The organism is Sphingomonas sp. IW22 (genome assembly GCF_041321155.1).
In the GTDB taxonomy this organism is placed as follows: domain Bacteria; phylum Pseudomonadota; class Alphaproteobacteria; order Sphingomonadales; family Sphingomonadaceae; genus Sphingomonas.
On the sequence record NZ_JBGGWB010000004.1, the window covers coordinates 180,422 to 191,263 of the forward strand.

At 63.3% G+C, this 10,842-nt stretch carries 10 protein-coding genes and 1 pseudogene; 6 read left to right on the forward strand and 5 right to left on the reverse strand.

What is annotated here, in order from left to right:
- Nucleotides 1-7: 7 nt before the first annotated feature.
- From ACAX61_RS15605 to ACAX61_RS15620, 4 genes are all read left to right on the forward strand, one after another.
- A complete protein-coding gene (locus ACAX61_RS15605) occupies nucleotides 8-433 on the forward strand; it encodes a PaaI family thioesterase (protein WP_004206979.1) in 426 nt (141 codons plus the stop codon).
- A gap of 14 nt (nucleotides 434-447) precedes the next feature.
- The gene (locus tag ACAX61_RS15610) at nucleotides 448-747 is read left to right on the forward strand and encodes a polyhydroxyalkanoic acid system family protein (protein ID WP_004206980.1); all 300 of its coding nucleotides are present in this window, start codon (nucleotides 448-450) and stop codon (nucleotides 745-747) included.
- Nucleotides 748-849: 102 nt separating this feature from the next.
- Nucleotides 850-1,089, forward strand: coding sequence for an acyl carrier protein (gene acpP, locus ACAX61_RS15615; RefSeq protein ID WP_004206981.1), 240 nt, complete (start codon nucleotides 850-852; stop codon nucleotides 1,087-1,089).
- 295 nt (nucleotides 1,090-1,384) lie between these two features.
- Nucleotides 1,385-2,296 (forward strand): alpha/beta hydrolase family protein, encoded by a 912-nt coding sequence (locus tag ACAX61_RS15620; protein WP_284114335.1) that lies wholly within the window; start codon nucleotides 1,385-1,387, stop codon nucleotides 2,294-2,296.
- A 163-nt stretch (nucleotides 2,297-2,459) separates the two neighbouring features.
- Here ACAX61_RS15620 and ACAX61_RS15625 read toward each other — a convergent pair whose 3' ends face one another.
- Genes ACAX61_RS15625 through ACAX61_RS15640 form a run of 4 tightly spaced genes read right to left on the reverse strand, consistent with a single transcriptional unit; the run spans nucleotide 2,460 to nucleotide 7,133 of the window.
- A complete protein-coding gene (locus ACAX61_RS15625) occupies nucleotides 2,460-3,590 on the reverse strand; it encodes an ABC transporter permease (protein ID WP_004206985.1) in 1,131 nt (376 codons plus the stop codon).
- A complete protein-coding gene (locus ACAX61_RS15630; RefSeq protein ID WP_004206986.1) occupies nucleotides 3,587-4,750 on the reverse strand; it encodes an ABC transporter permease in 1,164 nt (387 codons plus the stop codon). The genes ACAX61_RS15625 and ACAX61_RS15630 overlap by 4 nt, the downstream gene beginning before the upstream one ends.
- The gene (locus ACAX61_RS15635; protein ID WP_284114333.1) at nucleotides 4,747-5,784 is read right to left on the reverse strand and encodes an HlyD family secretion protein; all 1,038 of its coding nucleotides are present in this window, start codon (nucleotides 5,782-5,784) and stop codon (nucleotides 4,747-4,749) included. Before ACAX61_RS15635 ends, ACAX61_RS15630 begins: the two co-directional genes overlap by 4 nt.
- Complete coding sequence (locus tag ACAX61_RS15640; protein WP_230190537.1) at nucleotides 5,781-7,133, reverse strand: TolC family protein; 1,353 nt, start codon at nucleotides 7,131-7,133, stop codon at nucleotides 5,781-5,783. Before ACAX61_RS15640 ends, ACAX61_RS15635 begins: the two co-directional genes overlap by 4 nt.
- A 106-nt stretch (nucleotides 7,134-7,239) precedes the next feature.
- On the opposite strand from ACAX61_RS15640, the gene ACAX61_RS15645 reads away from it, so the two are divergent.
- A complete protein-coding gene (locus ACAX61_RS15645) occupies nucleotides 7,240-7,863 on the forward strand; it encodes a TetR/AcrR family transcriptional regulator (RefSeq protein WP_066764029.1) in 624 nt (207 codons plus the stop codon).
- A 76-nt stretch (nucleotides 7,864-7,939) separates the two neighbouring features.
- On the opposite strand, the gene ACAX61_RS15650 is transcribed toward ACAX61_RS15645, so the two are convergent.
- Entirely contained in the window at nucleotides 7,940-10,285 is a 2,346-nt protein-coding gene (locus ACAX61_RS15650; protein WP_037490085.1) for a LuxR C-terminal-related transcriptional regulator, read from the reverse strand.
- A 161-nt stretch (nucleotides 10,286-10,446) separates the two neighbouring features.
- Between ACAX61_RS15650 and ACAX61_RS15655 the strand changes: the two are divergent.
- Nucleotides 10,447-10,842 (forward strand): annotated as a pseudogene (locus ACAX61_RS15655) (hypothetical protein); the annotation flags it as partial.

Below are 10,842 nucleotides of genomic sequence, written 5' to 3' on the forward strand. Positions count from 1 at the left end.
GTAAGCGATGACCGGTCTGGAAGAGATCGAACAGTTCATGGCGGCCGGCACCCGGCCGCCCATGATGGACCTGTTCGACATCGATCTGCTTGAGGCGGAGGAGGGGAAGGTCGTCTTTGTCGCGACGCCCACCTCGCAGACCTACAATTTCATGGGCATCGCCCATGGTGGCTATGCCGCGACGCTGCTGGATTCGGCCTGCGGCATCGCGGCGAACTCCGCGGCCCAAGTGCCCATCAACTGCGTCACGCTCGAACTCAAGGTCGCCTATCATGCGCCCTTGACCGACAGGGTCGGGATGGTCCGTGCAATCGGCCAGGTGGTGTCGATGGGCAAGAGGGTGGCGCATACCGAGGCGCGTCTGATCGACATGGCCGGCAAACTCTATGCCTCCGCGACATCGACCTTGCTGCTCGTCGATCGGGCGGCCTGAACAGGAAAGAAGATATGGAAGTCGTTATCCCGCACAGCCTTGGTAAAATCGAAGCGAAGAGCAGGATCGAGGCCGGCCTGCCCAAGCTGGCAGCGCATATCCCGGGAGGCGGTTCGCTCAGTTCCGAGTGGGTATCGGACTACGCACTACACTTGGTCATCGGGGCGATGGGGCAGAATATCCCGGTGCAACTCGACATTGAGGATAGCGAGATTCGCGGCGACGTCAGCGTACCGCTGTTCCTCAAAATGATGTCAGGACAGATTTCGGATTTTGTGAAAACGAGCGCCGAGAAAATGCTCAGCAAGGCATGATGAATTTACTGGCCGCAGGACAATATCGTTGCTCTGCGATGATTGAGTTTACGAGAATCTGCCCTGTTTCCTAGCCGATAGTGTCCGCGCGAGGGCTTTGTGATGGAAGAAATCGCTCCCCGAGTTTTCAGGATCATTAGCCGTCAGCTCGGCGTCTATCCGGATCAGATTGCCCTTGCTTCGTCTTTCTACGATGACATCGGCGTGGATAGTCTCGATGTGCTGGAAGTTGTGATGGCGCTTGAAGACGAATTCGGACTCACTATCCCGGATGAAGCCGCCGGTGAGGTCAAAACAGTAGAGGATGCGGTCAAGCTGGTCGAAGCATGGATAGCCAAGTGAGATAAAACCCACGATCCTCTGAAACCGCAATTCACGACGACAATGAAATCTAGATAGCTCTTTGGTCGCCTGACGTATCACTTCCATGATCAAGGCTACCGTGATCGCGCATAGCCGCCATATGCTTTGCGCCAGAAACGGGATTTCATCTATCGCTTTGCCCACTCGATGACGGAATGGTGTTTCCGAAAAGAATATAGCGAACCATGTTATCTAATGACGAATCGCTGTCTTCTCACATTTGACGAACTGGCTGGTAACGTCGGAGCGGGAAGATGCATGAAAGAGGTAGATCATGCGATACCGTTCATTAGGCCTGGCTACAGTCTTGATTGTCACGAGCACCGCTTGGGCGCAGACGCCGTCGGATAACCAACATGCGCTGATCGGACCGCCCCAACTCCACGCCCTTCCCGTCACCGCTCCGACGCTCGTCGAGGCCTATGGTCCTGATCCTCTGCAGATCGGTGAACTGCGCTTGCCTGCAGGTCCTGGCCCGTTTCCCGTCGTCATGGTCATTCACGGTGGCTGCTGGACCAAAGGCTATGAGACACTGGCAGGCACGGCGCCGTTGGCGAGCGCCTTGACGGACATGGGCGTGGCGACATGGAATATAGAGTATCGACAGGTTGGTGACACCCGCGGCGGGTGGCCTGGGACCTTCCAGGATTGGGGAGCGGCGCTCGATCACTTGAGGGTGCTGGCACGAACCCAGCCTCTGGACCTGAAGCATGTGGTGACGGTGGGACATTCTGCCGGCGCCCACGCTGCCCTGTGGCTGGCGGCCCGTCCCCGATTGCCTGCCGACAGCGAGGTCCGCGGCGCTGATCCACTGAAGGTTTCCGCCGCGGTCGCCATCGACGGCCCAGGCGACCTGCGAACCCTGTACGGGTTCGACAAGGATATTTGCGGCCGCCCGATCTTCGTCAACCTGTTCGGGGGCGCTCCTGACGCACAGGCGGGCCGCTACCGTCAGGCAAATCCGATCGAATGGCTGCCTCTGGCCGTGCCTCAATTCATGGTCGCTTCCGTCGTGCTGGAGCCTTCAGCCGCGCAAGCCTATGCAGCAGCCGCACAGTCGGCCGGCGATAAGGCGACGGTGATCACCCTGGAGAATGCGGGCGACTTCAACATGCTTTCGCCTGCGGACCCCACCTGGGCGCCGGTAGAGGCCGCGATCCTCGCGGCGGCGAAAGCAGAGCAATAGTCGAGGCAGCCTCCGGTTTATCCCCATCTCGGTGATCTCTATCTGATGAAGCCCTGCAGAGGTCCGCTTCGAACACCTCCCCCTGGGTTGCGCCAAGGTCGCGTCGGCCGGGGCGAGAGGGTTGCACTTGGGGTGCCCCTGACGATCTCGTTCCATTGAGGCGTCAGTCAGGCTTGAGAGGCTGAAGGTCCGGCGCGGAAATCTTCGTGAAGCGCCACCAGGCCAGGCCTCCGTAGACCAGAATGAGGATGGCGAGGTTGAGCACCTCCCGCGTCTGCTCGGCAAGGCTCGCGCCCATCTGATTGAGCCCGACCATGAGATGAATGCCCGCGGTGGTTGGCAGGAGGCGCGCGAGGAGCGCCAGCCAGGCCGGCGTCGCCTCCGCCGGCCAGGAGAGACCCGCGAGGAAGAAGATGGCGAGCGACGTGCCCATCCACAGTTGCAGGGGTCGTTCCCGTGTCCGGAAGAGGCTGGCCAGCGCAAGCGCCGCCGCCACAGTCGCGCCCACGAACAAACTGCCGCCCACGATCAAGGCGCCAGGAGAGCCGGCGGCGCGGGGATAGTCCTGAAACCAGAACACAAAACCCGCATAATAGGCCACGTCGGCCCAGCCGATCACGAAGAAGGCCAGGGCAATTCCGATAAGGGTGCGCGAGGGCAGACGAAAGCGTCCCAGTGTCTCGCGCAGGGTGGCGGCGAGCATCGTCAGGCCCATCAGCAGGGTCTGGTGAATGATGAGGAAGCCGACCCCGGGGAACACCGTGCTGCCATAGCCTTCGCGCGTGTTGAACAGCGGGCGCTGAACGAGCGACAGGGCAGGGCGGGCGGGTGCGCCCTGCGCCATGGCCTGATCGCTCGCCGCCTCGCCGGCGATCGTGGTGACCGCCAGGCCGATGCCTGACAGCGCCGTGCTGCTGCGCAGCAGATAGGCGCCGTTGCCGTAGAGCGCGACCGTGCCCTGGGCGCCGTTCAGAATATGTCGCTCGAACCCCTCGGGGATGATGACCACGGCCCCTGCGCCGGTCGTCTCGAGCCAGAGCCGGGCGGCTCCTGGAGAGGCCGGGCGCGCGGCAAGATCGGCCTGCTGGAGCGCTGCGATCCGGCGCACGAGACTGCGGCTTGCGCCGCTGTCGTCGAGATCGACGACGGCCACCGGAATGCGGACCGCGACCTCCCCGGAATAGGCTGAAGGGTAGAAGAAGGAATAGAGGATCGTCGACACGACGATCAGCATGAAGGCGGAGCGGTCGGAGAGAACGGCGCGGAAGGTAGCGAGGAAGGCGCGGCCGATCATCGTCGTCCCCAGACCTCCGGGCTCATCCGCGCCGAGACATAGCGCGGCAGCCCGGCGCCCGAGCCGACGACGAGAAAGGCAAACAGCGCCAGGATCGATCCAAGAGATGCGAGCACGGGTGCGCCGATCATCCATTGCTCCGCGACCAGCCGCGCGAAGCGGGTAAAAGGCAGCAGCGCGCTCCATAGCCGGGCGAAGGCGGAGGCCGACTCGATCGGGAAGATCGCCCCGGCGAAGGCGAAGGAAGCGCCCGCATAGAGGGCGGTCATCGACAGCGCCTGCCCCATGGAAAGGGTGGCCCCGACGATGAACAAGGCCATGCCCGCATAGGCGAGATAGAGGGCGAGATAGCCGCCCATCAGCATCGCCACGCTCCCTTGCACGGGCCAGCCCCGGTAGACCGCGAGATAGCCGGTCGCAAGCGCCCCCCAGAGCAGGAAGATGAGGATATAGGGCGCGATCTTGCCGGCGACGGCGGCGACCGCCTCGCCTCGAGGCCCTGCAAGCCATGCTCCGATGGTCCCGTCCCGCAGCTCGCGACCGAGTGCGCTCACGACCGCGATCATGAACAGCAGGTGCAGGAGTGCGGGGTGGATCAGGGCGACGAGTTGCAGCTCGTAACTGGCCTGCGGGTTGTAGAGGATCCGGCTCTGCACGCTCACCGGCTGCGGCCGCACACGCGCGGGACCGGCGATCGCGGCGCTTTGCTCCCCGGCCAAGGCCTTTGCGTGGGCCTGGACCACGGTGCCGACTTCACGCAACACCGAACCCGAGGGCGTGGAATAGCTCGCATTGTAGAAGAGGAGGATCTTGCCGGTCTCGCCGCGCAGCACGGTGCGCTCGAGATCACGCGGGATCAGGACCACGGCATAGGCGGCGTTGGAGCGGACCAGATGCTCGGCCTGTGCCATGTCCGGTGGCCGCGCCGCGACCTTGAGCCCGGGTGACGCCTCCAGCTTGCGGGTGAGGTCGCGCGCGACGCCGCCGCCGTCCTCGTCGACCACGACGATCGGCAGGTTCCGCATGACGCCTGCCGACAACTGGACCGCGACGATCGCCAGCAGCAGCAGAGGCAGCCAGGTGACCAGCGCCAGATCCCAGACGCTGCCGCGCAGGAAGGCGGTTTCGCGCCGGGCGCTATCGACGAAGGCCCGGATCATTGCGGCCAGTCGAACAGGACCGTCATGCCGGGGCGCAGCCCATCGACCCGCGACACGGGCGACAGGCGCACGTCAAAGCTCTTCACGTCAAAGCCGCTCGACTGGCGGGTCGCGCGCCATGTCGCGAAGTCGCCGGCGGGCGCGATGTAGAAGACCCGAAACTGGGCGCAACGATCGCCGAGCGCAGGTATGCGGCCGGTCAGGACCCGTCCCCGGCGGATCGCACTGAACTGATCTTCTCTCAGGGTGAGCGTCACCCAGGGATGATCGATGTCGGTCAGGACGAAGACGGGAAATCCCTGCGGCACGAGTTCGCCCGACTGCGCCAGCCTGCGTCCGATCTCACCGTCCGACGGCGCGAACACCCGGGTTTCCTTCTCGGCCGCCTCGACTTCGGCCAGGGCGCCGCGCGCCTGGCGCACCTGTCCGCTCGCGGCCTGCCGATCCTGTCGCCGCGCCCCGGCCAGCGCCAGATCATATTGCGCGCGCGCCGCTCGGGCCGCTTCATTGGAGGCCAGGGCGTTTGCGCGGCTCTCGTCGCGTTTCTGCCCCGCCAGCACACCCTGTTCAAAGAGGCGCTCGGTGCGCTGATAGGTGGTCTGGGCGAGGTCCGCCACCGCCTGCGCGCGTCGCCACTGGGCCTCGGCAGCCCGGATATCCTCCGGCCGTGCGCCTTCATCGGCCTTGTCCGCATTCGCCTGCGCGGCGGCGAGCGCGCCGCCGGCCTGTTCGGAGCGGGCTTCGACCTCGGGACTGTCGAGCGTATAGAGCAGCTGTCCCGTCTTCACCGGCTGGCCTTCCTCGACATGAAAGGCCGTGATCCGAGCCGAGACCTTGCTCGTGATCCGCAGTTCGCGGGCCTCGACCATGCCCTGGAGCTGATCGGGAACCGGGCGATAGGCCAGCCAGAGACCGAGGCCGAGAATGACCACGACGAGGAAAGCAATGAGCGGCAGCAACTTGCGCTTCCGCCCGGTCGGAACCGGCGGAGCCGTCTCGTCCGGGGTGACCAGGGTTTCCGATGTGGCGGTCATGGCGTGACCCTTTCACCCTGGTCGATATAGTCCGGCAATGTGGCGATCTGACCGCTGACGTGGAGAAGCTGGGCGAGCGCGACAACGAAATCATATCCGGCCTGGGCGCGCTGGATCCGGGAGCGGGCAAGACCGAGCTGCGCATCGATCACGTCGAGCGAGGTTGTCTGCTGCTCCTGATAGCCGAGGGTCTGGACCCGCAGATTCTCCTGCGCCGCAGTGATGGCCGTGTCGGTCAGCTCAAACCGCCGTCGCGCGGCTTCCGCATCGTTCCAGGACCGCGTGACGCCGATTTCGATCTGGGTGCGGGCTTCGCGCAGGCCCGCATTGGCTTGCGTCACCGTTTCCCGCGCGGCCTGCACCGCTTGCGAGCGGCCCACACCGGAGAAGAGCGTGTAGCGCAGCCCCACGCCCATCGACCAGTCGGGATCCGTCAACAGCGTGTCGCGCCGATCGAAATTATACTGGGCGAAGCCATAGATCGTAGGCCGGAGCTTGGCGCGCTGGAGGGCCACCCCCGCTTCGGCCTGGTCTTCCAGCGCGCCGAGCCGGTCCAGTTGGGGATGGGCGCGCAGCGCCGTGTCCACATAGGTGTCGAGCGAGCGGAGGGGCTGGCGGATCACGAAGATGGGGGAGACGGGATCGACGCCGGACGGCGCCCGCAATGCGCCGGCAAGCGCTACCTGCGCACTCGCGAGATCGGCCTGCGCCTTCTCGAGTTCACGCGCGGCGTCGTCGCGAGCCACCTGCGCCTGGAGGCGTTGGGCCCGGCTTATGAACCCTTCCTGTTCGAGTTTGAGGGCGTCCGCGACATGCCGGTCCAATCCCGCGAGCGCATCACGGCGAACATCGCGCACGCGCTCGAGCAGCTGCTGGCCGAAATAGAACTGGGTCATCTGCAACAGACCGTTGTCGATGACGATCTGGCGTTCGGCGCGCGACTGCCCCAGTTGCGCCGCCGCGCCCGCCTGAGCGGCGGGAATCTGGCCACCGGAATAGAGCGGCAGCGTCGCCGTCACGATCGGCCGGGTGCTGGTGCGCTCGATCTCGAAGCGGAGGGGATCATAGATGGCATAATCCTGGGCCACGTCCGCCAGCGGGCCGAGCGGCAGATAGAGGGTTTTCTGATAGCGGATCATCTGGCCTTCGAACTCGACAGTCGGACGCCGCAGCGTGCTCGTGGAGCCCTTCTGGGCCTCCTTGCTGCGCACATCGGCGTCGGCGCCCTGGATCGCGTCCGACCGCTCGAGCAGCCTCGCCTGGGCGCTTCGATAATCGAGATCCAGCCTGTCGATCGTTTGCGCCTGCGCGCCCTGACAAACCGCAGTCGCCAGCGCAGCAACCAGCATCGAACATCGCAAGGTCATGAAGAACGTCTCCTGCTCCCGCACGGTAACGTTGACATCCAACCAACTCAATACATATTTGTATCGAAATGCTCCTGCCCGTGATCCCGTGAGCCGCCGCCCGGCACGAACGCGCCCGACCCGGGCGCAGACCCGGGAGCGCATCCTGGATGGCGCTCTCGAGGCCTTCGCTGAACGTGGCTTCCATGGCGCAACCCAGGAAGATATTTGCGAGCGCGTCGGTCTGAGCCGGGGCGCCTATAATTCTAGCTTCCGGTCCAAGGACGAATTGTTCTTCGCCCTCTATGACCGGGTGATCGAGCGATTGCAGTCGAGGCTGGAGGAGGCGACCGCCTCAGCGCTGTCCATGCCCGGCTCGACGGCCGACAATTTCCTCAAGGCCTTTATCGCCAGCTATCCGTTCGATCGGGACTGGTATCTGCTCCAGGCCGAGTTCGGCCTCTATGCCTTGCGCCATCCTGCCATGGCGAGCCACTATGCCGAACGGCAGGGGCGGATCCTCGTCATCATCGAGGGCGCGCTCGCCGACATCCTTCGCGAGGACTCCCGCATCGTTGCCCGGGACCTCCCGCGCATCGCGCGACTGATCCTGGCTGTCCACGAGGGAAGCATGTTCCAGGGCCTGCTCGAACCGCACGAGGTCACAAGCGGAGAGCTTCTGGACTTTCTCGTGGATCTCATGCTGGCGGGGGCGGCAACGAGCGTCGACTAAGAATGGATTGCTGATCTTGCCTTGCGGGAGGCCGCGCAACAGCATGCCTGCCTCTATTTGTGATGTGGGAGACCGTTTAGTGAAGGAGACCGCGCTGTATTGCCGTGGCGACGGCCTGGGTGCGCCTGTTGACGGCGAGACACTTGAAGATCGCGCGAAAATGCCATTTTACGCCATCTTCGCCGATACCCAATATGTTGGCGATCTCCGCGCTTGTAAGACCATCTCGCGCCAGGCTGAGGATATGGAGTTGGCGGCGAGACAGGTCGGATCCTTCGGTATGTTGTGAACTCGGCAAGTGATGTTGTGCTGCGGACCGATCAAACCTCGCCTTTAGGGCCCATCCCGCGTGAATATGCTCCAGGATATTCCGGAACTCCCGCGCTGTTTCCTTCAGTCCTGTGCTGTCGCGAATTTCCGAGGCCTCTTCCGCCGACCGTATGGCCAGTTGCAGCGCATCTTTACGTAGATGCAGCACCGAACGCAGCATGAGGGTTTTGAGTATGATATGTTGCCATCCTGCCCTGCGGGTGCGGGCCAGGATACGGTCCGTCAATTGGCGCGCGAGGTGATCCTTCCCGTCGGCAAGCGCCCGCGTCGCAGACAGAAGCATGCACTCGACGTCCGCAATGGCGAGGTGAGCCGAAGTGATGGCGTCGTTCCTGGGAATATTGGGGATGGTGACCGATCGACCCGACGCCATTTCATGTTCGGCAGTCAGGATATCGGCCATGAGTTGCAGTCGCGGCATGTGGTCGCGTACGGCTTTCACGTTCAGTTCGGTCAGGATTTTTCCGCAGAGGTCCGCATCTCCGGCCAGACGAGCGGCTCGTAATATGGCCCGTGCCGTATGAATCTGGACGTCGACGATCTGGTCGCAGAAAAGCAACGGCCATTCCAGTTCTGCCAGAGGCACGCCGCTTTCGGCCAGCACAGCGAGGCGCAATGTTTTCAGCGTCTCCTCGGCAACCGGGGAGACCATATCCGTCAGATGCGCGTCGATCCTATTTCGTGCGGGAATGATCTGCCCCTGCGTCAGCAGGAGCAGCACTTCGGCAATCTTTGCCCAGTCGCGGGCAAAGCCCTGATCGGCCAGGGCACAAGCTTGATCCAGTAGGGGACGCAGTGCCGCGAACTCGGCCTCGTTCGACTGACTCGCCACGATGCTCGCGAGACAGGCCAGGGCGGAGGCCTTCATCATTGGGTTTTCCCGGGCGTGCAGTTGGAGCCATTGCCGGCAGAGCCTTTCCGCCCGCACGACATCGTCCCTCAGCGCCGCTGTCGTAGCACCGAGCAGCGTCAGCAATTCCTCATGCGTGTCCGTGCGTGACAGCAACTTCAGAAGGTGCGTCGCCCCTGCATGCTGCTGCTGGAAGGAAAGGACCCATATCTTTCCCAGACCAGCCATGGGATTCGTCAGCAACGCTGTGTCGGGCACGCCCTCGAGCCAATGGGCCAACTCGTTGATACGGCCTTGTCGCAAAGCGACATCCATGACGATCTCACCGCCCAGTCCCCGCGCCCAGGCCGGATCGCCGGCGCGCAGCGAAAGTGCTATTGTTTGCGCTGGCCGGCCGGCGCGCCAGTGATGAAAAGCAGCCCGTTTTAAAAGATGGCTTGGCGAGAAACGAAGCTGCGACTGTCCGCTCAATGCAAGATGGTGTCGCAGCGCCGGATTGAGCGCAAACATTCCGTGCTTGTCCGGCCTCAATAGGAGACATTCGCGTTGCGCACGTGCGATCCATTGCGCGCCGTCGTGGATGCGCAGGGCAAAATCGTGGCTTTCGGCATCGAGGGGAGCGATCAATGCCGCCTTTTTCAACCATGTGCGCAGAGCGGGCGATAAGGGCGCCAACACGATCTGATCGAGATAACAGATGATCTCGGGCCATACATGCAGTGGCTGCTTCCGGTCGGATACACGACACGCGATGCGGCACAATGCGGGCCAACCCTGTGTGTCCGACATGATCCGGTCGAGGGCTGAAGGGACCCGGGTCAGTTGCTTCAGATCCTGGGCGCTGCAGGCCAGGCCATCGGGGCCGACTTCCTGCCAGTCGGCGTTGAGGACGCCAAATCCCCAAGGGGCGGAGGTTGCAAGGACCGCCCGCCAATCATCGGGAAGAGCATCCACCAGGTCTCTGGTCAGCGTTTCGAGATGTGGCGCTTCCTGAACATCATCGAGGCAAATGATCCCGGGCCTGTCCTGATGCCATATCCATTGCAGAATGGAGTCGATGTCCGCGGCGGTTCCGGCCTGAAGAGCGAGGCGATGCAGGGTGCTCTTCGCCGTGTCGTCGCTTGCAAGCTTTGTCCAAAGCGCCGGGCGACCAGTGTCCGCCGCCTCCTTCCAACCGGCCGCAAGTGTCGCCGATTTGCCGTAGCCGCAAGGCGCACGCAGCAGGCTGACGCGCGCGGTCAATTTAACAGGGCGAAGTGCCGTTTCCGCCAGTCGCGAAAGCAGAGTTGGAGTCCATTCCCTTTCGTGATCCATGACAGGTCGATACTACATGTTCGTGTAGTTCCCTATTGCTATTGTGCTCGTAAGACTCGCGCGAAGCTCATGTTTCGGACGTGAATGAGATGATTGAAGAGAGACAGTCGATTTCGCAGGAACCCTGTGATGGCCGCCCGGTGGAAATGCTCTTCACCGCGCAAAAGGCAATGTCGGACGAGCGCCGGATGCGATTTGGCCTTGCTGAGAGGCGCGCCGCGCTGGCGCGCCTCGCGCTTGCCATACGAAAGTTCGAAGCGGATATCGTTCAGGCCATGGCGACCGACTTCGGCAAGCCGGAGGCCGAAGTGTTTCTGACGGAAATTCTTCCGGTCATGCAGGAAATCCGCCACAGCCGTCGTAATCGGGGACCGGTGAGAGGATGGTCGAAAACGTACGCTCTCATGACTGCCATCCGAGATACTGCCCGAGTTTACCCCTTCGCTGGCCGCAAGACCAGCGTTCGCATTGACCTTGGCGGGTGT

What these genes read in the sequence shown, in the direction of transcription:
- ACAX61_RS15625 (WP_004206985.1), bottom strand. Translation starts at nt 3,590, where the DNA reads ATGATCGGCCGCGCCTTCCTCGCTACCTTCCGCGCCGTTCTCTCCGAC.
- ACAX61_RS15620 (WP_284114335.1), top strand. Translation starts at nt 1,385, where the DNA reads ATGCGATACCGTTCATTAGGCCTGGCTACAGTCTTGATTGTCACGAGC.
- acpP (WP_004206981.1), top strand. Translation starts at nt 850, where the DNA reads ATGGAAGAAATCGCTCCCCGAGTTTTCAGGATCATTAGCCGTCAGCTC.
- ACAX61_RS15605 (WP_004206979.1), top strand. Translation starts at nt 8, where the DNA reads ATGACCGGTCTGGAAGAGATCGAACAGTTCATGGCGGCCGGCACCCGG.
- ACAX61_RS15610 (WP_004206980.1), top strand. Translation starts at nt 448, where the DNA reads ATGGAAGTCGTTATCCCGCACAGCCTTGGTAAAATCGAAGCGAAGAGC.
- ACAX61_RS15635 (WP_284114333.1), bottom strand. Translation starts at nt 5,784, where the DNA reads ATGACCGCCACATCGGAAACCCTGGTCACCCCGGACGAGACGGCTCCG.
- ACAX61_RS15640 (WP_230190537.1), bottom strand. Translation starts at nt 7,133, where the DNA reads ATGCTGGTTGCTGCGCTGGCGACTGCGGTTTGTCAGGGCGCGCAGGCG.
- ACAX61_RS15630 (WP_004206986.1), bottom strand. Translation starts at nt 4,750, where the DNA reads ATGATCCGGGCCTTCGTCGATAGCGCCCGGCGCGAAACCGCCTTCCTG.